The sequence below is a fragment of the Streptomyces sp. NBC_00005 genome (assembly GCF_045160215.1).
Taxonomy (GTDB): Bacteria; Actinomycetota; Actinomycetes; order Streptomycetales; family Streptomycetaceae; genus Streptomyces.
Map to the genome: position 1 here is coordinate 5,439,158 of NZ_CP108316.1, position 25,408 is coordinate 5,464,565.

The window sequence follows — 25,408 nt, forward strand, 5'->3', positions numbered from 1 at the left end:
GCGATGAGGAACGACAAGCGACCATCGCTCAAGACCGGGAAGTTCTCCATCCCTCGGTCCCTCTGGTACCGCTCACACGCAGAGGCCCGCGACGACGCCGAAGCAGGGCGCTCCATCACGATGCCGGCGCAGAACACCGCGCCCCCACTTCAACAAGTCCTGCGGCGCCTGGCTTTGGGTCTCTTGGTACTCGCCGCAACCACGTTGATCGTCTACGCCGACCACGACGGCTACAACGACAACTCCGACGGCTCAGTCGACCTCCTCGACTCGGCGTACTACGCCACCGTCACCCTCTCCACCACCGGATACGGCGACATCACCCCGGTCAGCGACGTCGCAAGGCTCACCAACATCCTCGTCATCACGCCCCTGCGCGTGCTCTTCCTGATCATCCTTGTCGGCACCACGCTCGAGGTCCTCACCGAACGCACTCGCCAGCACGTTCGTGTGCATCGTTGGCGCTCCCGTATCCGAGATCACGTCGTCGTTGTCGGCTACGGCACCAAGGGGCGCCACGCTGTTCAGTCACTCTTGGGCCAGGGTGTGGCCAAAGAACGGATCATCGTCGTCGATCCGGTGCGGAAGGCCGTGGACGCCGCCAACAGTGACGGACTCGTGTCCGTGTGCGGAGACGCGACCCGCGCCGACACATTGCGCAAAGCCGAGGCGCAGAGCGCAGCCCAAGTCATCATCGCTCCCCAGCGCGACGACACCGCCGCCCTGGTCACCCTCACAGCGCGCCAGCTCAACAGGCGTGCCTCCATCGCCGTCGCAGTCCGCGAGGACGAGAACGTACCTCTTTTGAAGCAGAGCGGCGCCGACACGGTGATCACCAGCTCAAGCGCTGCTGGACGGTTGCTCGGTGTGGCCACGGCTAGCCCACACTCAGCCAACGCTCTAGAAGAACTCATGACCTACGGCACTGGCCTCGATCTCATCGAGCGCCCAGTGTCCGAAGCTGAGGTAGGGCGCTCACCGCGTGAGAGCACTGACTTGGTCGTGGCCGTCGTACGCGGCAATGAAGTCTTGGCCTACGCCGAACCCGAGGCCCGAACCCTCAAGGCCGGAGACCGCCTGATCACCGTCCAGCGAGCCGTCTCCAGCCTCTGACCCGGCAAAACCCGCCAGCACCTTGTGCTACATCCAGCAAATCGTTGACTCCAGCGGTTCAGTCGCCATTCCTCACGGGTGCGCTCGGTGAGGACCTCGAGCGTGGTGCCGACCAGGATGATCAGGAAGAGCACGCGCAGGGGCGTGATGACGAAGATGTTGGTGAGCCGGGCGGCGTCGCTGACCGGGGTGATGTCGCCGTATCCGGTGGTGGAGAGGGTGACGGTCGCGTAGTAGAAGGCGTCGAGCAGGTCGACCGAGCCGTCGGAGTTGTCGTTGTAACCGTCGTGGTCGGCATAGACGATCAAGGCGGTCCCGACGAGCACCAGCAGGGCCATCAGCAGTCGTTTGCCCACCTGACGGATCGGCCGCTCCACCACCTTCTTCGGGAGACTCACCCGATGGGTCACGAGATGTTCGTCCGCCTGGCGGGCGATCGCGTCATGGCCCGGAAGTTTCACGTGAAACACACCCCGATTCCGGCGGACGCCCAGGGCAGGTCGAGGAGTTCCAGCTCCTGACCGTGGCGGGCGCCACCCGGTGGTACGACGGCGAGGGCGTCGGCCGCCGCGATGCCGCGCAGCATGGCCGGGCCGTTGTAGTGCAGCGGCACGGCACTGTCTCCGCGCAGCACGACGGGGATGAGCCGGGTGTCGTACGGATGCCCGTGTGCCGCGTCCTGGAGCGGCAGGGTGTACGGCTCCGGGGCGGGGCGCGCGGCGAGTGTGCGCAGCAGGGGTTCGGCGAGGGTGAGCAGGCCGGAGACGGCGGCAAGGGGGTTGCCGGGCAGGCCGACGAGGTGCTGGTTCTCCTTGGTGCGGGCCAGCAGCATGGGGTGGCCGGGGCGTACTTTGACGCCGTCCACGAGGAGCTCGGCGCCGATGCGGCGCAGGGTGGGGTGGACATGGTCGACGGGGCCGGAGGCGGTGCCGCCAGTGGTGACGATCAGGTCGGCATCGGAGCCGGTGATGGCCTTGCGCAGGGCCTTCGCGTCGTCGCCGAGCCTTCGAACGGCGGTGACGTCGGCGCCCAGGGCCCGCAGCCAGGGCGGCAGCATCGGGCCGAGAGCGTCCCTGATCAGGCCGTCGTGCGGTCGGCCCTCGGTGAGCAACTCGTCGCCCAGGACCAGTACATGGACGCGGGGGCGCGGGACGGCGGTGAGGGTGTCGTAGCCGGCGGCCGCGGCGAGGCCGAGCACGGCCGGGGTCACCAGGGCGCCGACGGGGAGGAGCTGGTCGCCGGAGCGGCACTCCTGGCCGCGGGCGCGGATGTCCTGCCCATGCTGCATGTCGCGGGTGGCGTGCAGGCGGCCCTTGTCGTCGGCGCGGCCGTGTTCGGTGCGGATCACGGCGGTGGTGTCCGGGGGGATGCGGGCGCCGGTGGCGATGCGGACGGCCTCACCGTCGGTGAGGGCTTCCGGCTCGGCGTGCCCGGCCAGCACGCCCTCGTCCCGTACGTCCCAGGGGCCGGGGCCCGCGACCGCCCAGCCGTCCATCGCCGAGGTGTCGAAGGAAGGCAGGTCGGTGAGGGCGGTGAGGGGGGCGGCGAGGGTGAGGCCGAGGGAGGCGTCGAGGGGGACCGAGACGAGGTCGCGGCGGGTGCCGCTCCGGGCGGCGCGTGCGGCGGTCGCCCGGGCCTCGGGCCAGGGGGTGGCCAGGTGGTGGGCGTCGAGCTTGTGCGCCGCGGCGTGGTGGCCGCCCGGCGGGGCGGGCGCGGGTACGTGGTCGCCGGGGGTGCGGTTGTCGGGGTTGTTCACCAGGGCGAGCACCTCCTCGACGTCGAGGTCCTCGGCGTCCTCGCCGGTCCGGGCGGAGCGGGCGGTCATCCGGCGTCCGGGCCTGTGTCGGGCGCGGCGGCGGGCTTGGCGTCGGCGGCCTTGTCGGTTTCGTCGGCTTCGTCGGCTTCGTCGGCCCAGCGCAGGGCGAGGGCCGAGGCTTTGCGGGCTGCTTCGGCGACGGCTTCGGGGCTTCCTCCGGCCTGCGCGGCCGCGTAGCCGACGAGGAAGGTGGTCAGCGGTGCCGCGGGTCTGGCCACCGAGTGTGCGGCGTCGCGGGCGAGATCGAGCAGGACGCCGGTGTCGACGTCGAGGTCGATGCCCAGCTCGTCCTTGGCTGCGGAAATCCATTCATCCAACACGTGCCCATGCTCCCTGATGCGTGCCCTGGCGGCGGCGATGTCGTCCCAGGTGTCGCAGTCGAAGGACGCGAGGGGGTCCGGGACGCGGGTGAGGTCGAGGGCGGCGGTCAGCCGGCGCAGCGGCAGCCCGGTGAGGTTGCCGTGCTCGGCGGTGAGGGCGGCCAGTTCGCGGCGCAGCACGTGCGTGCGGTAGGCGGCCACGAGGGGCTGGTCGCGGCCGTCGGCGTCGGTGAGCAGGACCGCGTCGGCGTCGCTCGCGCGCAGCGCGGTCAGCAGCCGCCGTACCGTGGCCGCGCCGAGGAACGGCAGGTCGGCGGAGAGGACGACGAGCTCCTGGGCCGTGGTGCGGTGCAGCCCGGCGCCGAGCGCCGCGACGGGTCCCCCGCCGGGCGGGTCCTCGCGGGCCCAGAGCACGGGCCGGGCGGTGGGCCGGGCGTCGGCGACGACGACGGTCGTGCGGGCGTCGGCGCAGGCGGTCAGCACCCGGTCGAGCAGGGCCCGGCCGCCCACGCGCAGGCCGGGCTTGTCCGCGCCGCCGAGCCGCCGGGCGGCACCCCCCGCGAGCACGACGGCGTCGTACGCCGGGACGGCGCCGCGGTCGCCGGAGGGAGGCTCGTACGAGGTCATCCCCCGAGTATGCGTGGCGCCGCGATCACAGGGAACGCATGGGCGTCCCCCACGGGAAACGTCTGGGCGTCCGCGCGATCACAGTCTGCGCAGCAGCACCGCGGGCTGTTCCACGCAGTCCGCCACGTACCGCAGGAAGCCGCCCGCCGTGCCGCCGTCGCACACCCGGTGGTCGAAGGTGAGCGAGAGCTGCACGACCTGCCGCACCGCGAGCTCGCCCTCGTGCACCCACGGCTTGGGGACGATGCGGCCGACGCCGAGCATGGCCGCCTCGGGGTGGTTGATGATCGGCGTGGAACCGTCGACACCGAAGACCCCGTAGTTGTTCAACGTGAAGGTGCCGCCGGTGAGTTCCCCGGGCGTCAGCCTTCCCTCGCGGGCCGCCTCGGTCAGCCGGGCGAACTCCGCGGTCAGCGCCTCGGCGTCCCGCGCGTGCGCGTCCCGTACGACCGGTACGACGAGGCCCCGCTCGGTCTGCGCGGCGAAGCCGAGGTGCACGTGGTCGAACTGGACGACCTCCCTGGCGTCCATGTCGACCGTGGAGTTGAGCTCGGGGAAGCGGGCGAGGGCAGCGGTGCAGATGCGGGCCAGCAGGGCGAGGAGGGAGATCTTCGGCCCGCCAGCCGCATTCATCGCGGCACGCGCGCGCATGAGCTCGGTCGCGTCGGCGTCCACCCAGCAGGTCGCGTCCGGTATCTCGCGGCGGCTGCGGGAGAGCTTGTCGGCGACGGCGCCCCGGATGCCCTTGAGGGGGACGCGGAGGCCGGTGCCGGTGGCCGCGGCGGGGGTCGGCGCGGGCGTCACGGGCGCGGGGGTCTCGGCCGCCGGCTGAGCGGGCCGCGTTTGTGTCCCGGCGGTGCGCAGCGCGTGCTCCACGTCCGCCCGCAGGATCAGCCCGTCGGGGCCGGAGCCCGTCATTCCCTTGAGGTCCAGGCCGTTCTGCCGGGCGAGCCTGCGCACCAGCGGCGAGATCACGGGAACGGGGCCGTCCGGCGCCGCCGGAGCAGCGGCATGTCCGTTCGCCTCCCGGGGTGCCGTGGGCTCGGCGGGCGCGGGGGGCGCCGTCTGTCCCGGCCGTACCCTCCGGCGTCGCGCGGGTGCCTCCGAAGTGCCGTATCCCACCAGGACGTTGCCCGAGCCCTCGGTCTCGCCGCCGGAGACGGGCGCGCCGACCGCCACGGTGATCAGCGGTGCCCCGACGGGCAGTTCCGTGCCCTCCTCGCCGAAGCGGGCGGTGACCACGCCGCCGTAGGGGCAGGGCACCTCGACCATCGCCTTGGCCGTCTCGACCTCGACGACGGGCTGGTCGATGGCGACGACGTCGCCGATCTCCACCAGCCAGCGGACGATCTCCGCCTCGGTGAGCCCCTCCCCGAGGTCGGGGAGCTTGAACTCCAACACCTGTGCCATCAGCTCTCGGCCTCCCACTGCAGACGACCCACGGCGTCCAGGATCCGGTCCACACCGGGCAGGTGGTGGCGCTCCAGCATCGGCGGCGGGTAGGGGATGTCGAACCCGGCGACGCGCAGCACCGGTGCCTCCAGGTGGTGGAAGCAGCGCTCGGTGACACGGGCCGCGATCTCCCCGCCCGGGCCGCCGAATCCGCCCGACTCGTGCACGACGACCGCGCGTCCGGTCCGCCGCACCGAGGCGCAGACCGTCTCGTCGTCGAACGGCACCAGGGAGCGCACGTCGACGACTTCGAGGTCCCAGCCCTCGGCCCGCGCGGCCTCGGCGGCTTCGAGGCAGACAGGCAGCGACGGTCCGTAGGTGACGAGCGTGGCGCTCCGGCCCGGGCGCCGCACCACCGCGCGGCCTATCGGTTCAACGTCCGTCGGATGCTCCGGGTTCCAGGAGTCCTTGGACCAGTACAGGCGCTTGGGTTCGAGGAAGACGACCGGGTCGTCGGAGGCGATGGCGGCGCGCAGCAGGCCGTACGCGTCGGCGACGGTGGCGGGGGTGACGACATGGAGCCCCGGAGTCGCCATGTAGTACGCCTCGGAGGAGTCGCTGTGGTGCTCGACGCCGCCGATGCCGCCGCCGTAGGGGACGCGGATGGTGAGCGGGAGCGGCATCGCGCCGCGGGTGCGGTTGCGCATGCGGGACACGTGCGAGATCAGCTGCTCGAACGCCGGGTAGGCGAATGCGTCGAACTGCATCTCCACGACCGGGCGCAGGCCGTACATCGCCATGCCGACCGCGGTGCCGAGAATGCCCGCCTCGGCCAGCGGGGTGTCCGTGCAGCGGTCCTCGCCGAACTCCTTGGCGAGCCCGTCGGTGACCCGGAAGACACCGCCGAGGGTGCCGACGTCCTCGCCCATGACGTGCACGGTGGGGTCGGCGGCCATGGCGTCGCGCAGCGCGCGCGTGAGGGCCTGCGCCATGGTGGCCGGCTTGAGGGCGACGGTGGTCATCAGTGCCCGCCCCCCTGGCCGAGGTGCTCCGCGTGCAGCTCGGCCCGCAACTGGGCCTGCTGTTCGCGCAGTTGCCCGGTGGGCTCGGCGTACACGTGGGCGAACAGGTCCATCGGGTCGAGCACCGGGTCCTGGTTCATGCGCTCGCGCAGGTCGGCGGCCATGGTCTCGGCGGCGTCGTGGGCGGCCCGAATGCCGTCCTCGTCGAGCAGGCCGCGCTCGGTCAGCTCGTGCTCCAGGAGTGCGATGGGGTCGTGCGCGCGCCAGGCCTCGACCTCGGTGTCGCCGCGGTAGCGGGTGGCGTCGTCGGCGTTGGTGTGGGCGTCGATGCGGTACGTGATCGCCTCGATCAGCGTGGGACCGCCGCCTTCGCGCGCGTGCCGTACGGCATCGGCGATCACCTCGTGCACGGCGGCCGCGTCATTGCCGTCGACCAGCCGGCCGGGCATGCCGTAGCCGACGGCCTTGTGGGCCAGCGACGGGGCCGCGGTCTGCTTGGCGAGCGGGACGGAGATCGCGAAGCCGTTGTTCTGGACCAGGAAGACGACCGGGGCCTGCCAGACGGCGGCGAAGTTCAGTGCCTCGTGGAAGTCGCCCTCGCTGGAGCCGCCGTCGCCGACCATGGCCAGCGCGACCACGTCGTCGCCCTTGAGGCGGGCGGCGTGCGCCAGGCCGACGGCGTGCGGGAGCTGGGTGGCGAGGGGGGTGCACAGGGGGGCGACGCGGTGCTCGCGCGGGTCGTAGCCGGTGTGCCAGTCACCGCGCAGGAGGGTGAGCGCCTGGACGGGGTCGAGGCCTCTGGCGACCGCGGCCAGGGTGTCGCGGTAGCTGGGAAACAGCCAGTCGCGTTCCTCCAGGGCCAGCGCGGCGGCGACCTCGCAGGCCTCCTGGCCGGTGCTGGAGGGGTAGACGGCGAGGCGGCCCTGCTTGGTGAGAGCGGTCGCCTGCGCGTTGTACCTGCGCCCGCGCACCAGCTCGGCGTACAGGCGGCGCAGCAGGGCCGGGTCGGCCTTCGCGGCCGCCTCGGTGCCGAGCACGCGGTACGGCTCCGCGTCGGGCAGCAGCGGCGCGGGATCCGTGCGCGGCTGCCAGGCGGGGGGCGGCGATGGCCGATACGCGCCCCGCTGCTCCATGACCGTCATGACGGCACCTCCTCGTGGGAGCGGCTTCAGGCGCGCCACGGGTTGTGATGCGCCTCACCTACCGATTGTTCGGTCGTCGGCACATTTTGGCTACAGGCACCTTCGGGCTGTGGACAAACGGTTCTCCACAACCTGAAATGAACGCAGTACGTCCATGGTAGGGAGGCGGGGGGACATGGCACCTGAACAAATGGCCGAAGGGGCGGAGGGCGGTGGTCCCCTGCCGATGGCGCGGCCCCTCGACGCCATCGATCTGGACATCCTGCAGATGCTCCAGACGGACGGCCGCGCGTCGATACGGTCGGTGGCGGAACGGGTGCACGTCTCGCGCGCCAACGCCTACGCGCGTATCAACCGCCTCATCGAGGACGGCGTCATCCGCGGCTTCGGCGCCCGCGTCAACCACGAACGCGCGGGTCAGGGCACCTCGGCGTACATCACCCTGAAGATCGTCCAGAACTCCTGGCGCACGGTGCGCGAGCAGCTCAGACAGCTGCCCGGGGCCTCCCACATCGCCCTGGTGGGCGGCGACTTCGACGTCCTGCTGCTGGTGCACACGCCGGACAACAAGGCGCTGCGCGAGCTGGTGCTCACCCGGCTGCAGGCCATGCCCGAAGTGCTCAGCACGCGCACGCTGCTGGTGTTCGAGGAGGAGGACCTGGAGCCGCAGGGCTGAGCCCTCTGAATCCTCTGCGGCCTCTCAAGGTCTCTCAGGCCTCCCAGGTGTGGGCCTTCAGGCCTCCTTGCGGAGTCCTCCGAAGACGACCTGGACGACCGCGTCGGCGACTTCGCGCTCGTTCATGCCCCGCCCGTCCGGCCGGTACCACTCGACGATCGAGTTGATCATCCCGAAGACCAGCCGCGTCGCGAGCCGCACCTCCACGTCCCCGCGCACGTCCCCGTCGGCGGCCGCCGCGTTCAACAGCTCGGCCACCTGGTGGTCGAAGTCCCGACGCCGCTCCAGGGCCCACCGCTCGGTGCCCGTGTTGCCGCGCACGCGCAGCAGCAGCGTCACGTACGGCAGCTCGCCGATCAGTACCTCGACCATGCGCCGTACGACGTACTCCAGGCGCTCGGCGGCGTGCCCCACGCGCGCGTGCTCCTCGTCGAGGATCCCGAAGAGCCCGTCGAGGGCCCGGCTGACGGCCCGGCGCAGCAGTTCCTCCTTGCCGGCCACGTGGTGGTAGATCGACGACTTGGAGATGCCGGCCGCCTTGGAGAGATGCTCCATGGAGGTGCCGTCGTAGCCGCGCTCGTTGAAGACCTGGACGGCGACGGACAGCAGCGTCTCCGGGGTGTACGTGTCGCGCTTGGCGGTGGTCATGACGTGCTGCCCTCCCGCTTGTCGGTGGCGTACGCATGACGGTAGAGCGCGAGGGAGGGCGCATAGCGCCCGGAGGGGTCGCGCATGTGCAGGTCGTCGAGGAGGGCGTAGGCCCAGTTGCGACCGAGCCTGCGGCTCCACTCGAAGGGCCCGAGCGGGTAGTTGACGCCCAGGCGCATCGCGGTGTCGATGTCCTCCTCGGTGGCCACGCCCTTGGCGACGGCGTCGTGCGCCAGGTCGACGATCCGGGCGACCGTACGGGCGACGATCATGCCGGGGACGTCGCCCATGATGCTGACGTCCTTGCCGAGCGCCTGGAAGAGGCCGGTGGCCTCGGCGAGGGTCTGCGGCGCGGTGTCCTGGGAAGCGGACAGGGCGATGCGGGTGGCCCTGCGGTAGTCGAGCGCGAGGTCGAAGTAGACGACGTCGCGGAACTCCACGGAGGTCTGCCCGTCGGCGAGCGCCAGCTGACCACCGCTCGGCAGCACCAGGCGGGTGCCGTGATCCTCCTCCTCCTCGCGCACGGCGATGCCCGCCTCGCGGATCAGCGTGAGCAGGTCGGAGGCGGGGCCCAGGTCGCCCTCGGCGACGACGTACGCGGGCTGCTGCGCGGGCTCCGCGGTGTGCGGCTCGGAGGCCTCGGCGTCGTCGCCGTAGTCGTACCAGCCCTGTCCGCTCTTGCGGCCGAGCCGGCCCGACTCGACCAGGCGCTGCTGGGCGAGCGAGGGCGTGAAGCGCACGTCCTGGAAGAAGGACTTCCACACGGAGTGGGTGACGGACTGGTTGACGTCCTGGCCGATGAGGTCGGTCAGTTCGAAGGCGCCCATCCTGAAGCCGCCCGACTCGCGCAGGATCGCGTCGATGGTCGCGGGGTCGGCGCCCTGGGCCTCGTACACGGCGAAGGCCTCGGCATAGAAGGGCCGGGCGATGCGGTTGACGATGAAGCCGGGGGTGTCGGCGCAGGCGACCGGTGTCTTGCCCCACGCGCGTGCCATCTCGTACGCGCGCGTGGCCGACGTGACGTCGGTGGCGAACCCGGAGACGACCTCGACGAGCGGCAGCAGCGGCGCGGGGTTGAAGAAGTGCAGGCCGACGAAGCGGCCGGGGTTGCGCAGCGCGCCGCCGATGGCGGTGACCGACAGCGACGAGGTGTTGGTGGCGAGCAGACAGTCCTCGTCGACGAGGTCCTCGAGCTCCCGGAAGAGCTCCTGCTTGACGTCCAGCCGCTCCAGGACCGCCTCGACGACGAGCGAGCAGTCCGCGAGGTCGTCGAGGCTCTCGGCGGGCAGCAGACGGTCGCGCGCCGCGTCCCGGTCGGCGGCCGTGAGCCGGTCCTTCTCGACGAGCCGGTCGAGGCGGACGCCGATCGCCGCCGCCGCTTCCCGGGCACGCCCGGCAGCGGCGTCGTACAGCCGTACGCGATGGCCTGCGACCAGCGCGACCTGGGCGATGCCCTGGCCCATGGTGCCGGTGCCGACGACGGCCACGGGGCTGCTGAGGTCGAGTGCTGTCATGTGCGCGATCCTCCCGCACGGGGTTTTCCACAGATGCGGCAGGCCCCCTTGTCCCGACCGATCGTTCGGTTACTCTAACTCTGACCGGCTGTTCCTGCCCATGTTTCTGCCCAGGTCATGAGCTCGACGAAGAGTTCTGAAGACGAGGAGTTGGTCCCGCATGGCCGCCGAACTGACCACGCACGAGCTGATCGCCAAGCACCGGCCCACCCTCGACCAGGCGCTGGAAGCGATCCGCACACGCGCGTACTGGTCCCCGCACCCCGAGCATCCGAAGGCCTACGGCGAGAGCGGCAGCCTGGACGCGGCGGCGGGCAAGGCCGCCTTCGACGCCCTCCTGGGCACCAGGCTCGACCTCGGCCAGCCCGGCACGGACGACTGGGTGGGCGCCGAGGTCTCGCCGTACGGCATCGAGCTGGGCGTGACCTACCCGCACGCGGACGTCGACGAGCTGCTTTTGGCGATGAAGGCCGGACAGCGCGCGTGGCGGGACGCCGGCGCGGAGGCGCGCGCGGTGGTGTGTCTGGAGATCCTCAAGCGGATCAGCGACCGGACGCACGAGTTCGCGCACGCGGTCATGCACACCAGCGGCCAGGCGTTCATGATGGCGTTCCAGGCGGGTGGCCCGCACGCGCAGGACCGCGGTCTGGAGGCGGTGGCGTACGCGTACGTGGAGCAGGTCCGCACGCCCGACACGGCGGAGTGGACCAAGCCGCAGGGCAAGCGCGACCCGCTCGCGCTGACCAAGCAGTTCACGCCGGTCCCGCGCGGGATCGCGCTCGTGATCGGCTGCAACACCTTCCCGACGTGGAACGGCTATCCGGGCCTGTTCGCGTCCCTCGCCACCGGCAACGCGGTCCTGGTGAAGCCCCACCCGCGCGCGGTACTGCCGCTGGCGCTCACCGTGCAGGTCGCGCGCCAGGTGCTCACCGAGGCGGGCTTCGACCCGAACCTGGTGGCGCTGGCGGCCGAGCGTCCCGGCGAGGGCATCGCGAAGACGCTGGCCACGCGCCCGGAGATCCGGGTCATCGACTACACGGGCTCGACGGCGTTCGGCGACTGGCTGGAGGCCAACGCCCGCCAGGCGCAGGTCTACACGGAGAAGGCAGGCGTCAACACGGTCCTCGTGGACTCGACCGCGAACTACAAGGGGATGCTCTCCAACCTGGCCTTCTCACTGTCCCTGTACAGCGGCCAGATGTGCACGACCCCGCAGAACCTGCTGATCCCGCGCGACGGCATCCGCACCGACGAGGGCCCGCGGACCTTCGACGAGGTGGTGGCCGACCTCGCCCGCTCGGTCGACGGCCTCCTCGGCGACGACGCGCGCGCGAACGCCCTGCTCGGCGCGATCGTCAACCCGGACGTGAAGGCCCGCCTGGAGGCCGCGGCCGGCCTCGGTGAAGTCGCCCTGGCCTCACGGGAGATCAGCAACCCGGAGTTCCCCGGCGCGGTGGTCCGCACCCCGGTGATCGTGAAGCTGGACGGCGCGCGGAAGTACTGGGAGGGGGCCGACGACGAGGCCGCCTACCTGAGCGAGTGCTTCGGCCCCGTCTCCTTCGCCGTCGCCGTCGACTCGGCGGCGGACGCCGCGGAGCTGCTGCGGCGCACCATCCGTGAGAAGGGCGCGATGACGGTCGGCGCGTACACGACCGACGAGGAGGTCGAGCAGGCGGTCCAGGACGTCTGCCTGGAGGAGGCCGCCCAGCTGTCGCTGAACCTCACGGGCGGGGTGTACGTCAACCAGACGGCCGCCTTCTCCGACTTCCACGGCTCGGGCGGCAACCCGGCGGCGAACGCCGCGCTGTGCGACGGGGCGTTCGTGGCCAACCGCTTCCGGGTGGTGGAGGTCCGCCGGGAGGCCTAGGGAGCGTGAGGTGCGTCCCTGGTGGCGCTCCAGTGGTACAGCGTCATGGCCACACTGGTCGCGAGGTTGTAGCTGGAGACCTGGGGGCGCATCGGGAGGGACAGCAAGTGGTCGGTACGCGCGCGTAGTTCGGCCGACAGGCCACTGCGCTCGGACCCGAAGGCGAGGACGGCGTCGTCCGGGAGCTTGACGCCCCGGATGTCGTCGCCCTCCGGGTCGAGGGCGAACACCGGACCCGCCGGCAGCTCGTCGACGGCCAGCCGTTCCACGGCGGTCGCGAAGTGCAGTCCCGCCCCGCCCCGGACGACCGTGGGGTGCCAGGGGTCGAGTGTGCCGGTGGTGACCACCCCGGTCGCGCCGAACCCGGCGGCCAGCCGGATCACGGCGCCCGCGTTGCCGAGGTTGCGCGGGTTGTCGAGGACCACGACGGGGGCCGTGCGGGGGCTGTGCGCCAGCCTGTCGAGGTTGGCCGCCCGAGCCGGCCGTACTGCCAGGGCCGCCACAGCGGTGGGATGCGGGCGCGGGACCAGGCTCCGATACGTCGACTCCGGTACCTCGGTGAGGAGTTCGGCCAGCGTGTCCCGTACGTCGGGGGCGAGTTCGTCGGCGAGGGCGAGCGCCGCCCGCCGGTCGGCGGTGACCGCCACCGGGACCTCGGCCCCGAAGCGCACGGCGTGCTTGAGGGCGTGGAAACCGTCGAGCAGCACACAGGTGCCGACGAGCCGACGCCAGGCACTCACGGGCTCGGGGGTGGGGTCGGTCATGGCGTGAAGCCTACGTGCGCGCGTGCCCTCGGGGCTCACCCCGTGAAGTTCGCTTGCGGGCTCGGGACTCACGCCGTGGAGCTCGCGTGCGAGGGCTCGGGGTTCTCCGGGGCGCGCGGCCCGGGCAGCGTGGCACGGCCGCCGCGGGCGAGAACGCGGCCACGCGCGCGTGCCGCCCAGCCGCCCAGCCGGTGCAGCAGCGAGGTCGGAAGGAAGACCGCGTCCGCCGCGATCATCGCGAGCGAGAAGAACGGCAGGCCCAGGACCACGGCGATCACGGCGTGCTCGATCATCATGGCAGCCAGCAGAACGTTCTTGACCCGCCGGTTGAACAGCGTGAACGGGAAGGCGACCTGCACGATGACGGTCCCGTACGTCACGAGCATCACCATCGTGCCGCTGGACGACAGCAGGTCGGCGAGCCCGGGCCAGGGCGAGAAGGAGTCGAGGTGGAGGGGGTAGTAGACCGCGGTGCCGTCCTGCCAGCGCGTGCCCTGGATCTTGTACCAGCCGGCCGTCGCGTAGATCAGACAGGCCTCGGCCATGATCACGAAGAGGGCGCCGTTGTGCACGATGTTGCCGATGACGTCCAGCAGGATCCTGGGCTCCCCGCTCTTCGCCCGGCGCCCCACGACCCACCACAGGGCCACCGCGAGACATATGCCCCACAGGATCACCGGCACGGTCAGGTCGACGCCGTCGAACCGGCCCCCGGCGGTCACCGCGACCAGCACGAACCCGAGCACGCCCCACAGGGCAGGGCCGACCCGGTCCGTGACGCGCTCTGCACGCGCGCGTGCCTCACGCGCGAGCCGTGCCCGCCGCGCATCCAGCGACCAGACCTGGCCGCAGCGCGTGAACACGAGGTAGACGGACATCAGGTGCAGGACGTTGTCGCCGCCGTCCCCCATGAAGACGCTGCGGTTCTGCAGCGAGAGCACGCCGACCATGAACAGCACGGACATGGTGCGGGTGCGCCAGCCGAGCAGCAGCAGGACGCTCGACAGGACGGCGAGCGCGTAGACGAGCTCGAACCAGCCCCCGCTGTCCGACCACATCAGGGCGGTGAAGGCGCTGTTGGACGCGATCAGCTGCTCGGCGAGGTCCCAGCTCCACGGGCTGCTGGGGCCGTACAGCTCCTCGCGGTGCGGCAGCTCGCGCAGCAGAAACAGCAGCCAGGTCGCACTGAAGCCGATGCGGACCACGGCGGTCTGGTACGGGCCGAGCGCCGATTCGGTGATGCGGGCGATGCCGGAGGAGACCGACAGGGCGAAGCGGTTCACTCGGCGCCTCCGTCGGTGTCGGCGGCCGGGACCGACCACCAGGGCAGCACACGGTCCATGGGTTTGTCCGAGATCTTCTCCGTGCTCCACTTCGGTGGCGGCACGTTGGTGGTACGGGAACGGACCTGGACGTGCTCGACGACCCCGCCCTTCCCGGCCGCGTCGTCCCGGTCCAGGCGCAGCACCACGATGCGCCGCAGATACGACTCGGACAGGGACCCGCGCAGGCCCGTCGAGCGGTTGGTGCTGTCGTGCGTGGCGACGAAGAAGTCCCAGGCCCGGCGCAGCTCGTTCTGCTCGGTGTGGCTGGGCAGCAGATTGCCGTCGATGGCCCGGCCGTCCTCGGCGGACAGGTCGTACCAGCCGGTGGTCCGCACGTCGCCGTCCGTCGACTGCACCTCGGCACGGACCTGGATGGCGATGTTCTGCTGCAGCGGGTTCGGCGCGAAAAGCTTCCAGTTCTGCTCGAACTCCGGGTAGATCCAGTCGTCGATCGCCTTGCCGTGCGCCTTGGTCAGTGTGTTCGACGGCGCGACGTGCAGAAAGACCATGCCGACGTGCACACAGACGACGGCGGCGACGACCGCCAGCGCCAGCGCGGCGCCGATCTGGTAGCGCGGGGAAAGGGCGGCCACACCCGTGCGGGGCTCGGGATACAGGGCAGGAGCGTCCGTAGAAACAGAGGCGCCGGGATCGAGTACGGCCGCATCGGGGCGGACGTCCCGCGGATCGGCCGTCCGCTCCGGTCCGGACGACTCGGCCTGCTCAGCCGTCTCGGCCGGCTCGGTCGGTCCGGTCGGCTCGGTCGGTCCGGTCGGCTCGGTCGGTCCGGTCGGCTCGGTCGCGCCGCCGGGCCCGTCCGGCCCGTGCCGGGCGTCCGAGTCTGTGCCGTACACGTCCATTCCGCCCCGTCTCCCGATCCGGTCCCTCTTCCGGCCGCCCGGCCGCGGGGGCGCCGTACCGCCTCTGCGCACCACGCCACCCGACTCGCACGGGAACGGTACTCAGACCCGCCCGCGCGGCACACCCCCTGTCGAACGGACCTCCCCGAGCGCACACCAGGTCGCTCCGTTGTCCACAGGGCACGCCCGCAGGTTATCCACAGCGGTTGACACCTTACGGCGCCCGTCCCACCATGGAATCGCACGAACCGAACGATCGGTCGGGAGCCCGCTCCGGACACAGCCCAGGTCGAGGGGGACCTCATGGCGACAGCAGCCGCGCACCAGGCGTACGGCACCGAGGAAGACACCGCCGGCACCGGTGCGTACGAGCGCGCCTTCGACGCCGCCGTGGCCGCCGACGAGCGCATCGAGCCACGCGACTGGATGCCCGACGCCTACCGCGCGACGCTGGTCCGGCAGATGGCACAGCACGCCCACTCCGAGATCATCGGCATGCAGCCGGAGGCCAACTGGATCACCCGCGCACCCTCGCTGCGCCGCAAGGCCATCCTGATGGCCAAGGTCCAGGACGAGGCCGGGCACGGGCTCTACCTCTACAGCGCTGCCGAAACCCTCGGCACCAGCCGCGACGAGCTGCTCGACAAGCTCCACTCGGGCCGCCAGAAGTACTCCTCGATCTTCAACTACCCGACGCTGACCTGGGCGGACGTCGGCGCGATCGGCTGGCTGGTGGACGGCGCCGCGATCACCAACCAGGTCCCGCTGTGCCGCTGCTCCTACGGCCCGTACGCGCGCGCCATGGTCCGCATCTGCAAGGAGGAGTCCTTCCACCAGCGCCAGGGGTACGAGCTGCTGCTCGCCCTCGGCCGCGGCACCCCTCAGCAGCACGCGATGGCGCAGGACGCGGTGGACCGCTGGTGGTGGCCGTCGCTGATGATGTTCGGTCCGCCCGACGACGAGTCGGCGCACTCCGTGCAGTCGATGACGTGGAAGATCAAGCGGCATTCGAACGACGAGCTGCGCCAGCGCTTCGTCGACATCTGCGTCCCCCAGGCCGAGTCGCTGGGCCTCACCCTCCCCGACCCGGACCTGCGGTGGAACGAGGAGCGGGGGCACCACGACTTCGGCGCGATCGACTGGACGGAGTTCCGGGAGGTCCTCAAGGGCAACGGCCCGTGCAACGAACAGCGGATCACCCAGCGCAGGCAGGCCCACGAAGAGGGCGCATGGGTACGGGAGTCGGCCACGGCCTACGCGGCCAAGCACACCGGCGAGACAGGAGCGACGCGAGCATGACGAACACCGACTGGCCCCTGTGGGAGGTCTTCGTGCGCTCGCGCCGCGGCCTCTCCCACACCCACGCCGGCAGCCTGCACGCGCCGGACGCGGAGTTCGCCCTGCGCAACGCCCGCGATCTGTACACCCGCCGCGGTGAGGGCGTCTCGATCTGGGTCGTCCCGTCGTCCTCGATCACCGCGTCCTCCCCGGACGAGAAGGACCCGTTCTTCGAGCCGTCCGCCGACAAGCCGTACCGGCACCCGACGTTCTACGAGATCCCGGAGGGGGTGAAGCACCTGTGACGACCCCCGACGCGACCACGACTCCCACGACGGCCGCCCTCGCCCTCGGCGACGACGCCCTGGTGCTCTCGCACCGCCTCGGAGAATGGGCGGGCCACGCACCCGTCCTGGAGGAGGAGGTCGCCCTCGCCAACATCGCGCTGGACCTGCTGGGCCAGGCCCGCGTGCTGCTGTCGACGGCCGGCGACGAGGACGAGCTGGCGTATCTGCGCGAGGAGCGCGCCTTCCGCAACCTCCAGCTGGTGGAACAGCCGAACGGCGACTTCGCCCACACCATCGCCCGCCAGCTGTACTTCTCCACCTACCAGCACCTGCTGTACGCCGAACTGGCCGCCGGGGACGGCCCGTTCGCCGGGCTCGCCGCGAAGGCCGTCAAGGAGGTCGCCTACCACCGCGACCACGCCGAGCAGTGGACGCTGAGGCTCGGCGACGGCACCGAGGTCGGCCATGAGCGCATGCAGCGCGCATGCGCGGCCCTGTGGCGGTTCACGGGCGAGATGTTCCAGCCGGTGGACGGGCTGAACCTCGACCGGGCCGGGATGGAGACGGCCTGGCTGGAGTCCGTCCAGGCCGTGCTGCGCCAGGCCACTCTGGCGGTACCCGAGGGACCGCGGACCGGCGCGTGGACGGCCGGCGCGGGCCGCCAGGGCGTGCACACCGAGTCCTTCGGCCGGATGCTCGCCGAGATGCAGCACCTGCACCGCAGCCACCCGGGGGCGTCATGGTGACGACGACCACCGAGCTGGAGGCCGAACTCCTCGACATCGCCGGTTCGGTGCCCGATCCCGAGCTGCCCGTGCTCACCCTCCAGGAGCTGGGCGTCCTGCGTGCGCTGCATGTGCGCGGCGCGGACTCGGTCGAGGTCGAGCTGACCCCGACGTACACCGGCTGCCCGGCCATCGAGGCGATGTCCCTGGACATAGAGCGGGTGCTGCACGCGCACGGCATGCGGGACGTCACCGTGCGCACGGTGCTGCTGCCCGCCTGGTCGACCGACGACATCACGGCCGAAGGGCGGCGCAAGCTGCGGGAGTTCGGGATAGCGCCGCCGCGCGTACGCGCGGAGTCGGGACCGGTTCCGCTCGCACTCGGCCCGACGCGGACCGCGGCCACCGAAGCGGACCCCGTGCGCTGCCCGCACTGCGGCAGTGCCGACACCGAGCTGCTCAGCCGCTTCTCCTCCACCGCGTGCAAGGCGCTGCGCCGCTGTCTCGCCTGCCGTGAACCCTTCGACCACTTCAAGGAGTTGTGATGGCCCGCTTCCACGCGCTCCCGGTGGCGGCGGTCGACCGGCTCACCGACGACTCCGTGGCCCTCACCCTCACCGTGCCCCCGGGGCTGCGCGAGGAGTACCGGCACGCTCCGGGCCAGCACCTCGCCCTGCGGCGCCTGGTCGACGGAGCGGAGATACGGCGCACGTACTCGATCTGCTCTTCGGCACCGGCCCCCGGCGGCGAGGGCCCGCGCACCCTGCGGGTCGGGGTGCGGCTGGTCGAGGGCGGGGCCTTCTCGACGTACGCGCTGAAGGAGATCAACGTCGGCGACGAGCTGGAGGTGATGATCCCAGCCGGCCGGTTCACCCTCGACCCGGCGCCCGGCCTGTACGCGGCGATCGTGGGCGGCAGCGGCATCACCCCGGTGCTGTCGATCGTCTCGACGCTGCTGGAGCGCGAGCCGGAGGCCCGGTTCTGCCTCATACGCAGCGACCGTACGGCCGCCTCGACGATGTTCCTGGACGAGGTCGCCGACCTGAAGGACCGCCATCCACAGCGGTTTCAGCTGGTGACGGTGCTGTCCCGGGAGGAACAGCAGGCGGGGCTGCCGTCCGGGCGGCTCGACGAGGAGCGGTTGACCGGGCTGCTTCCGGCGCTGCTGCCGGTGGGGCAGGTGGCGGGGTGGTTCCTGTGCGGTCCTTTCGGGCTGGTGCAGGGGGCCGAGCGGACCCTGCGCGGACTCGGTGTGGCACGGACACGCATCCACGAGGAGATCTTCCACGTGGACACCGCCGCGCCCGTCTCGGCCACGACCGCCCCGGCGCACAGCTCGGTGACCGCCCGGCTCGACGGCCGCGGCGGGACCTGGCCCGTGCAGGACGGCGAGTCCCTGCTGGAGACGGTCCTGCGCAACCGGCCCGACGCTCCCTACGCCTGCAAGGGCGGGGTGTGCGGGACGTGCCGTGCCTACCTGGTCACCGGCGAGGTGCGCATGGACCGCAACTTCGCGCTGGAGCCGGAGGAGACGGAGGCGGGGTATGTGCTGGCGTGCCAGTCGCATCCGGTGACGGAGAAGGTGGAGCTGGACTTCGACCGCTGACGGCGCACGGGCGGCGGGCCCGGCCGCGAGGGGACGGCCCGCTCCGGTCGGCTCGGTTGCACCGTTCCCTTCTTCTAGAACCTGTTCTATCTTGACGGTCCGTCAGATCAGCGGACCGCCGGAGGGACAGGACTGTGGACTTCACCTTCACCGAGGAGCAGCAGGCGGCGGCCGAGGCGGCGCGGGGGGTGTTCGCCGGGGTCGCGCCGGACGCGGTGCCCTCTCCCTCGCTCGTCGCGGGCGCCGTCGCCGAGGACTTCGACCGCGCGCTGTGGACCAGGCTCGCCGAGGCGGACCTGCTGAGCCTGCTGCTGGACGCGGAGCGCGGCGGGGCGGGCCTGGACGCCATCGCGCTCTGCCTGGTGCTGCGGGAGTCGGCCAAGGTGCTGGCGCGAGTGCCGCTGCTGGAGACCAGCGCGGCCGCGGCGGCCGTACAGGCTTACGGCGGTGAGGAGTTGAGGTCGGCGCTGCTCGTCCGGGCCGGGCGGGGCGAGGTGGTGCTGACCGTCGCCGCGAACGGCCGCACCGGCCACGACCCGGCCGAACTGGCCGTGACCGCGCATCAGGACGGCGACGCGTGGATTCTGGACGGGGTGCAGACGGCGGTGCCGTGGGCGCACACCGCCGACTTCGTCGTCGTACCGGCCCGTACGACCGCCGATCGGACCCTCCTCGCCGTGGCCCCCCGGATCCACGAAGGCGTCGGCCTCGGTGAGCAGGTCTCCACCACCGGTGAGCGGCTCGGCGAACTGCGCCTGGAGTCCGCGCGGATCGCGGCCCGTGACGTCATCGACGCCGACGGTGCCTGGGAATGGCTCCGCGAGCTGCTGACCTGCGGGATGTGTGCGCTGGCGCTCGGCCTGGGCGAACGCGTCCTCGACATGACCAGTGAATACACCGGCAAGCGGGAGCAGTTCGGCTTCCCCGTCGCCACCTTCCAGGCCGTCGCCGTACAGGCCGCCGACCGCTACATCGACCTGCGCGCGATGGAGGCCACGCTGTGGCAGGCCGCGTGGCGTATCGCCTCGGGGGCACCCGGCGTGCTGCCCGCCTCCGGTGACGTCGCCGTCGCCAAGATCTGGGCCTCGGAGGGCGTACGGCGGGTCGTGCAGACGGCACAGCATCTGCACGGCGGATTCGGGGCGGACGTCGAGTACCCCCTGCACCGGTACCACGCCTGGGCCAAGCACCTGGAGCTGCAGCTCGGCCCGGCGGCAGCGCACGAAGAGGCCCTGGGCGACCTGCTGGCGGCGCACCCGCTCGGCTGACCGCCCCGGCCGACCCGACTCCGGCTCCGGGCCTGCATCCCTGAACCAGGCCCTACAGGACGAACCCGGCCTGCCCCTGATCCGTCACGACCGGTCGGCCCGCGGCCGCCCACACCTGCATGCCGCCGTCGACGTTCACGGCGTCGATGCCCTGCTGGACCAGGTACATCGCGACCTGCGCCGAGCGGCCGCCGGAGCGGCAGATCACGTTGACGCGGCCGTCCTGCGGCGCGGCCTCGGTCAGCTCGCCGTAGCGGGCCACGAACTCACTGATGGGGATGTGCAGGGCCCCTTCGGCGTGGCCCGCCTGCCACTCGTCGTCCTCGCGGACGTCCAGCAGGAAGTCGCCGTCCTTGAGGTCCCCGACCTCGACCGTGGGCACACCAGCTCCGAATTGCATGCCCGAAACGCTACCCGACGCGGGCGGGCACGGAACCGGCCGCCCGGGCAGCGACCGCCTCATGCACGCACTTGCGGCCGCACCACCGCCGGAACGCACCGCCGCCACCCGCCACCGGCATGCGCCGGCCCGGCTACCCCAGCAACTCGGCCAGCTCCGCCTCGCGCTGGGAGACATCGGCCAGGAGCTTCTCGGCGATCTCCTCCAAGAGCTGGTCGGGATCGTCCGGCGCCATCCGGAGCATCGCGCCGATCGCGCTCTCCTCCAGATCCTTCGCGACCAGCGAGAGGAGATCCTTGCGCTGGGCGAGCCATTCGAGGCGGGCGTAGAGCTCCTCGCTGCGGCTCGGACCGCGCTCCGCCGGCGCCGGTCCTTTTGCCCACTCCTCGGCCAGCTCCCGCAGCAGGGGCGCGTCGCCGCGGGCGTAGGCGGCGTTGACCCGGGTGAGGAACTCCTCGCGCCGCGCCCGCTCGGTGTCGTCCTGCGCCAGGTCGGGGTGGGCCTTGCGGACCAGTTCGCGGTAGAGCTTGCGGGCCTCGTCGCTGGGGCGCACCCGCTGCGGCGGCCGCACCGGCTGGTCCGTGAGCATCGCCACGGCCTCCGGGAAGAGGCCCTCCCCGTCCATCCAGCCGTGGAACAGCTCCTCGACGCCGGGCATCGGCATCACCCGGGCCCGTGCCTCGTCCGCCTTGCGCAGGTCCTCGGGGTCACCGGTGCGGGCGGCCCGGGCCTCGGCGATCTCCGCGTCCAGCTCGTCGAGGCGGGCGTACATCGGGCCGAGCTTCTGGTGGTGCAGCCGGGAGAAGTTCTCGACCTCGACCCGGAAGGTCTCCACCGCGATCTCGTACTCGATGAGCGCCTGCTCGGCGGCCCGCACAGCCCGCTCCAGCCGCTCCTCGGGGCGCGGCGCACCGTCCTCGGGCGTCACCTGCGCCTCACCGGCGGCATCATCACCCTGCTCAGCTTCCGGGCTCGTCACCCGCCCAGCGTAGGCCACGGCGAAGGCGGCCCCTGCGGCACACCGTCACGAGCTCCACGCGCCCCGCCCCTGATACCCACAGGGCCGGCACTGATCTCACCGACCCTCGCCCCGAGCCTCCGGACATCCCGCGTCCACCCACTCCACCGCCAGATCCCGGCACGCCACCATCAGCGTCCCCGGGCGGCAGGCGATCTCGTGAGTGCAGCCGTCGGGGTGCGGCAGGACCTCGTCGAGGATCACGTCGCCCAGCGCGCTGACGTCGCACACGTCCAGGACGTCCACCTGGAAGCGCGAGACGCCCGCGTACCGGACGAGGAGGTCTTCGTCGTGTTTCCAGCAGTTGTGCCCGAAGCGGATCTCGATCTCGTCGTCGCCGGTGCGGCGCACCCCCTGCGGCTTGAGATCCTTCACACACCGCCTGCCGTGGAAGTCGTAGTGCTCCGGATCCGTCGCGAACGCCCTTGCCCCCGGCGGAAGTTGCTGTGCCAGTGCCGGCAGCCGCGCCACATAGGGCCGCGGATCGATGATCCCCGTCACATCACCGTCCCGCCCGTCGAGGTCGACGTACTTCACGCCACGCTCCTCACACGCCACCCCCGTGAGAACACGCTCCTCACTCCCCGCCCCTCGAAAGCACGCCCCTCACACCCCCATCTCCGCCGCGACCCGCCCCGACCGCACCGCCGCCACCAGATCGGCATGGTCGGCCTCGGTGCGGTCGGCATAGGCGACGGCGAAGTCGGCGATCGCCTCGTCCAGTTCCTCGCTCTTGCCGCAGTACCCGGCGACCAGGCGCGGGTCGGCGCTGTGGGAGTGCGCGCGGGCCAGGAGGGCGCCGGTCATGCGGCCGTAGTCGTCTATCTGGTCGGCGGCCAGAGCCGCGGGGTCGACGCTGCCCTTGCGGTTGCGGAACTGCCGTACCTGGAACGGCCGTCCGTCCACCGACGTCCAGCCCAGCAGGATGTCGCTGACGACCTGCATGCGCTTCTGCCCGAGGACCACGCGGCGGCCCTCGTGCTCCACCTCCGGCACCTCGAAGCCCGCGGTCAGCAAGTGCGGCACCAGCGCCGAGGGGCGGACCTCCTTCGCCTGGAGGACGAGCGGCTGCCCGCGGTGGTCCAGGAGCAGCACCACGTACGACCGCGTGCCCACGCTGCCCGTGCCGACGACCCGGAACGCGACGTCGTGCACCGCGTGGCGGGCCAGCAGGGGCAGCCGGTCCTCGGGGAGCGTCGTCACGTACTGCTCGAGGGCCGCCGCGACCGTCGCGGCCTCCGCGTCCTCCACCCGCCGCAGCACGGGAAGGGCCTCGACGAAGCGGCGCCCGCCGTCCTCGGCCTGCTCCGTCGACTTCGCCGCGAACCGCCCGCTCGTATTGGCCCGCGCCTTCTCGGAGACCCGCTCCAGCGTGCCGAGCAGGTCGTGGGCATCGGTGTGGGAGACGAGCTCCTCGTCCGCGATGGCGTTCCACGCGTCCAGCACCGGCAGCTTGGCGAGCAGGCGCATGGTGCGGCGGTAGGCGCCGGTCGCGTCGAACGCCGCCTTGCGGCAGTGGTCCTCGTCGGAACCCGCCTCCCGGCCCGCGAGCACGAGCGAGGCGGCGAGCCGCTTGAGATCCCACTCCCAGGGGCCGTGGACCGTCTCGTCGAAGTCGTTCAGGTCGATGACGAGGTCGCCGCGCGCGTCACCGTAGAGACCGAAGTTCGCCGCGTGGGCGTCGCCGCAGATCTGTGCGCGGATCCGGGTCATGGGCGTGCGCGCGAGGTCGTAGGCCATGAGGCCCGCCGAGCCGCGCAGGAAGGCGAAGGGAGTGGCCGCCATCCGGCCCGCCCGGATCGGAGTGAGCTCGGCGATCCGGCCGCGGTGGGACTCCTCGACCGCGACGACCGCGTGCGGCCGGGACCCGTCGAGGTCGAGCGCGGAGTGCTCACTGCGTGGCACCCGCTTGCGCAGCGCCTTGCCCTCGTCCTTGGGCGATCCCTCGACGGGCCACTCGGCGAAGCCCGGCACCCGCGGAAGCCGCCGCACCCAGGACTCGGCCACTGGGGCCTCGGTCGTCCCCGACTCCGCCGCCACCGCTGGCGCTCCGTTTTCGGTCACACCGACCGCCTCCCCCGCACGCGCACGAACACTCGACACGAACATCAACTCGTGCCGACCGTACAGCCAGTGACCGAAAAGCGTCAGAACCTGTGGACAACTCCGCACCTGTGGAAAACCCCGCCGCCGACAGCGGGACGGGTCCGTGTGATTGTCCTCACCGGGTAATGCGCCTCACACCGTCCCCGGACAACGCAGAAGCCCCCAGGTCTGAGACCTGGGGGCTTCTGACTGGTGCGCGAGGGGGGAGTTGAACCCCCACGCCCTTGCGGGCACTGGAACCTGAATCCAGCGCGTCTGCCTATTCCGCCACCCGCGCATTGGGTGTGTCCTCGGGCCCTGTTCCCCCTTGGGGCTGGGGCCTTCCGACACGCAGAACATTAGCACGGTGGCAGGGGTGGGTTCACATCCCTTATGCCTGGGCAGCCGCCCACCTGCACAGTCGCTCGGTCCGCCCGGCGAGCGAACCAACCCGCGCCCCCTTCCGTTCCGTATCAAGGAGTACCGGTTCACGTATCAACCTCGTACCGGTCCTGCCCGTCTCCCCAGGAGCCGGGCAGGGTCCACAGTCAGGTGCGGGACACTTGTCTGCGGCCGCCTCTACGATCCTTGGCAGAAGGAGTGCGCGGGAGGAGTTCGAAGGAGAGCTTCGGAGGGAACTTCCGGAGGGAACTTCGTCGAACGTCGACACCCGTCGACGAGGCCGACAGGGGGAACCAGCCGATTCACCCGCGCGTGGATACGATCAGTAAGCAGTACCAGGTAAGGCAGCGCCCGCCAGGCGGGACACAGGACAGCAGCGACATCGGAGGAGGTGCCTCATGGGAGTCCTGAAGAAGTTCGAGCAGCGTCTCGAAGGTCTGGTCAACGGCACCTTCGCCAAGGTGTTCAAGTCCGAGGTCCAGCCCGTGGAGATCGCCGGAGCGCTCCAGCGCGAGTGCGACAACAACGCGACCATCTGGAACCGCGACCGGACCGTCGTGCCCAACGACTTCATCGTCGAGCTGAGCACGCCGGACTTCGAGCGGCTCAGCCCCTACTCCGGCCAGCTCGGCGACGAGCTCGCCGGCATGGTGCGCGACTACGCCAAGCAGCAGCGCTACACCTTCATGGGAACCATCAAGGTCCACCTGGAGAAGGCGGACGACCTCGACACCGGTCTGTACCGGGTGCGCAGCCGTACGCTCGCCTCCACCAGCAGCCAGCAGGCTCCCGGGCCCGCCGCTCCGGCGGCTCCGTCCGCGGGCCGCCCCGGCGGGGGTTACGGCTACCCGCCGGCCGCCGCGCCCGCGGGCGCCCCTCCCATGCCTGCCGCACCGCCGCCCGGTGGGCGTCCCGGTGCCGCGCCCTTCGGCCAGCGGCCCGCGGCGGCTCCCGCCCCGGCGGCCGGCGGCCGCACCCGCCACTGGGTCGAGATCAACGGCGCCCGCCACCAGATCTCCCGCCCGACGCTGGTGATGGGCCGCAGCACCGAAGCCGACGTGCGGATCGACGACCCCGGCGTCTCGCGCCGGCACTGTGAGATCCGGACCGGAACGCCCTCGACGATCCAGGATCTCGGGTCCACCAACGGCATCGTGGTGGACGGGCAGCACACCACCCGCGCTACGCTCCGCGACGGCTCGCGGATTGTCGTGGGCAGCACCACCATCATTTACCGGCAAGCCGAAGGGTGA

General features: G+C 71.7%; 24 protein-coding genes, 1 tRNA gene and 1 pseudogene. 10 read left to right on the plus strand and 16 right to left on the minus strand.

Annotated elements, in window-relative coordinates; genetic code table 11:
* Nucleotides 1–3: 3 nt before the first annotated feature.
* A complete protein-coding gene (locus OG303_RS24950) occupies nt 4–1,113 on the plus strand; it encodes a potassium channel family protein (RefSeq protein ID WP_405871014.1) in 1,110 nt (369 codons plus the stop codon).
* Between the two features lie 50 nt (nt 1,114–1,163).
* On the opposite strand, the pseudogene OG303_RS24955 reads toward OG303_RS24950, so the two are convergent.
* The 6 genes and pseudogenes from OG303_RS24955 to pdhA form a co-directional block, all read right to left on the minus strand.
* A pseudogene (locus tag OG303_RS24955) lies at nt 1,164–1,574 on the minus strand (potassium channel family protein); the annotation flags it as partial.
* Complete coding sequence (locus tag OG303_RS24960; RefSeq protein ID WP_405871016.1) at nt 1,571–2,938, minus strand: molybdopterin molybdotransferase MoeA; 1,368 nt, start codon at nt 2,936–2,938, stop codon at nt 1,571–1,573. The pseudogene OG303_RS24955 and the gene OG303_RS24960, both read right to left, overlap by 4 nt.
* Nucleotides 2,935–3,876: an NTP transferase domain-containing protein gene (locus tag OG303_RS24965; RefSeq protein WP_405871018.1), complete on the minus strand. Its 942-nt coding sequence runs from the start codon at nt 3,874–3,876 to the stop codon at nt 2,935–2,937. Before OG303_RS24965 ends, OG303_RS24960 begins: the two co-directional genes overlap by 4 nt.
* A gap of 78 nt (nt 3,877–3,954) precedes the next feature.
* Nucleotides 3,955–5,286 (minus strand): dihydrolipoamide acetyltransferase family protein, encoded by a 1,332-nt coding sequence (locus OG303_RS24970; RefSeq protein ID WP_405871020.1) that lies wholly within the window; start codon nt 5,284–5,286, stop codon nt 3,955–3,957.
* Nucleotides 5,286–6,290: an alpha-ketoacid dehydrogenase subunit beta gene (locus OG303_RS24975; RefSeq protein WP_405871021.1), complete on the minus strand. Its 1,005-nt coding sequence runs from the start codon at nt 6,288–6,290 to the stop codon at nt 5,286–5,288. Before OG303_RS24975 ends, OG303_RS24970 begins: the two co-directional genes overlap by 1 nt.
* Nucleotides 6,290–7,432, minus strand: a complete 1,143-nt coding sequence (gene pdhA, locus OG303_RS24980; protein ID WP_405871023.1) for a pyruvate dehydrogenase (acetyl-transferring) E1 component subunit alpha — start codon at nt 7,430–7,432, stop codon at nt 6,290–6,292. Before pdhA ends, OG303_RS24975 begins: the two co-directional genes overlap by 1 nt.
* A gap of 175 nt (nt 7,433–7,607) precedes the next feature.
* On the opposite strand from pdhA, the gene OG303_RS24985 reads away from it, so the two are divergent.
* On the plus strand, nt 7,608–8,108 hold the full coding sequence (locus OG303_RS24985; protein WP_405871024.1) for an Lrp/AsnC family transcriptional regulator: 501 nt from the start codon (nt 7,608–7,610) through the stop codon (nt 8,106–8,108).
* A 57-nt stretch (nt 8,109–8,165) separates the two neighbouring features.
* Here the strand turns inward: OG303_RS24985 and OG303_RS24990 are convergent, their stop codons facing one another.
* Nucleotides 8,166–8,756 carry a TetR/AcrR family transcriptional regulator gene (locus tag OG303_RS24990; RefSeq protein ID WP_405871025.1) on the minus strand — a complete coding sequence of 197 codons (591 nt, stop codon included), beginning with the start codon at nt 8,754–8,756 and terminating at the stop codon, nt 8,166–8,168.
* Nucleotides 8,753–10,270, minus strand: coding sequence for a 3-hydroxyacyl-CoA dehydrogenase (locus OG303_RS24995; RefSeq protein ID WP_405871026.1), 1,518 nt, complete (start codon nt 10,268–10,270; stop codon nt 8,753–8,755). The genes OG303_RS24990 and OG303_RS24995 overlap by 4 nt, the downstream gene beginning before the upstream one ends.
* A gap of 160 nt (nt 10,271–10,430) precedes the next feature.
* Between OG303_RS24995 and paaN the strand changes: the two genes are divergently transcribed.
* Nucleotides 10,431–12,137 carry a phenylacetic acid degradation protein PaaN gene (gene paaN, locus OG303_RS25000; protein WP_405871027.1) on the plus strand — a complete coding sequence of 569 codons (1,707 nt, stop codon included), beginning with the start codon at nt 10,431–10,433 and terminating at the stop codon, nt 12,135–12,137.
* Here the strand turns inward: paaN and OG303_RS25005 are convergent.
* The 3 genes from OG303_RS25005 to OG303_RS25015 form a co-directional block, all read right to left on the minus strand.
* Entirely contained in the window at nt 12,134–12,901 is a 768-nt protein-coding gene (locus OG303_RS25005; RefSeq protein ID WP_405871028.1) for a TrmH family RNA methyltransferase, read from the minus strand. The two genes, paaN and OG303_RS25005, sit on opposite strands and share 4 nt — an antisense overlap.
* Nucleotides 12,902–12,969: 68 nt before the next feature.
* Complete coding sequence (locus tag OG303_RS25010; RefSeq protein ID WP_405871030.1) at nt 12,970–14,184, minus strand: HTTM domain-containing protein; 1,215 nt, start codon at nt 14,182–14,184, stop codon at nt 12,970–12,972.
* Nucleotides 14,181–15,086, minus strand: a complete 906-nt coding sequence (locus OG303_RS25015) for a DUF5819 family protein (protein WP_405871032.1) — start codon at nt 15,084–15,086, stop codon at nt 14,181–14,183. The genes OG303_RS25010 and OG303_RS25015 overlap by 4 nt, the downstream gene beginning before the upstream one ends.
* Nucleotides 15,087–15,389: 303 nt before the next feature.
* Between OG303_RS25015 and paaA the strand changes: the two genes are divergently transcribed.
* The 6 genes from paaA to OG303_RS25045 all read left to right on the plus strand — a co-directional run bounded on the left by paaA (nt 15,390) and on the right by OG303_RS25045 (nt 20,250).
* Nucleotides 15,390–16,385, plus strand: a complete 996-nt coding sequence (gene paaA / locus OG303_RS25020; protein WP_405871033.1) for a 1,2-phenylacetyl-CoA epoxidase subunit PaaA — start codon at nt 15,390–15,392, stop codon at nt 16,383–16,385.
* Nucleotides 16,382–16,669 (plus strand): 1,2-phenylacetyl-CoA epoxidase subunit PaaB, encoded by a 288-nt coding sequence (gene paaB, locus OG303_RS25025; RefSeq protein WP_266682451.1) that lies wholly within the window; start codon nt 16,382–16,384, stop codon nt 16,667–16,669. Before paaA ends, paaB begins: the two co-directional genes overlap by 4 nt.
* The gene (gene paaC, locus OG303_RS25030) at nt 16,666–17,397 is read left to right on the plus strand and encodes a 1,2-phenylacetyl-CoA epoxidase subunit PaaC (protein ID WP_405871035.1); all 732 of its coding nucleotides are present in this window, start codon (nt 16,666–16,668) and stop codon (nt 17,395–17,397) included. The genes paaB and paaC overlap by 4 nt, the downstream gene beginning before the upstream one ends.
* On the plus strand, nt 17,394–17,921 hold the full coding sequence (gene paaD, locus OG303_RS25035; protein ID WP_405877468.1) for a 1,2-phenylacetyl-CoA epoxidase subunit PaaD: 528 nt from the start codon (nt 17,394–17,396) through the stop codon (nt 17,919–17,921). The genes paaC and paaD overlap by 4 nt, the downstream gene beginning before the upstream one ends.
* The gene (locus OG303_RS25040) at nt 17,921–18,982 is read left to right on the plus strand and encodes a 2Fe-2S iron-sulfur cluster-binding protein (protein ID WP_405871037.1); all 1,062 of its coding nucleotides are present in this window, start codon (nt 17,921–17,923) and stop codon (nt 18,980–18,982) included. The genes paaD and OG303_RS25040 overlap by 1 nt, the downstream gene beginning before the upstream one ends.
* A 134-nt stretch (nt 18,983–19,116) precedes the next feature.
* A complete protein-coding gene (locus OG303_RS25045; RefSeq protein WP_405871038.1) occupies nt 19,117–20,250 on the plus strand; it encodes an acyl-CoA dehydrogenase family protein in 1,134 nt (377 codons plus the stop codon).
* A gap of 52 nt (nt 20,251–20,302) precedes the next feature.
* Here the strand turns inward: OG303_RS25045 and OG303_RS25050 are convergent, their stop codons facing one another.
* The 5 genes from OG303_RS25050 to OG303_RS25070 form a co-directional block, all read right to left on the minus strand.
* A complete protein-coding gene (locus OG303_RS25050; RefSeq protein ID WP_405877470.1) occupies nt 20,303–20,632 on the minus strand; it encodes a rhodanese-like domain-containing protein in 330 nt (109 codons plus the stop codon).
* A 151-nt stretch (nt 20,633–20,783) separates the two neighbouring features.
* The gene (locus tag OG303_RS25055) at nt 20,784–21,629 is read right to left on the minus strand and encodes a J domain-containing protein (protein WP_405871039.1); all 846 of its coding nucleotides are present in this window, start codon (nt 21,627–21,629) and stop codon (nt 20,784–20,786) included.
* A gap of 96 nt (nt 21,630–21,725) precedes the next feature.
* Entirely contained in the window at nt 21,726–22,205 is a 480-nt protein-coding gene (locus OG303_RS25060) for a hypothetical protein (protein ID WP_405871040.1), read from the minus strand.
* A gap of 69 nt (nt 22,206–22,274) precedes the next feature.
* Nucleotides 22,275–23,777: a DUF2252 domain-containing protein gene (locus OG303_RS25065; protein WP_405871042.1), complete on the minus strand. Its 1,503-nt coding sequence runs from the start codon at nt 23,775–23,777 to the stop codon at nt 22,275–22,277.
* 187 nt (nt 23,778–23,964) lie between these two features.
* Nucleotides 23,965–24,051, minus strand: a tRNA-Leu gene (locus OG303_RS25070).
* A gap of 502 nt (nt 24,052–24,553) precedes the next feature.
* On the opposite strand from OG303_RS25070, the gene OG303_RS25075 reads away from it, so the two are divergent.
* Nucleotides 24,554–25,408, plus strand: coding sequence for an FhaA domain-containing protein (locus OG303_RS25075; RefSeq protein WP_405871043.1), 855 nt, complete (start codon nt 24,554–24,556; stop codon nt 25,406–25,408).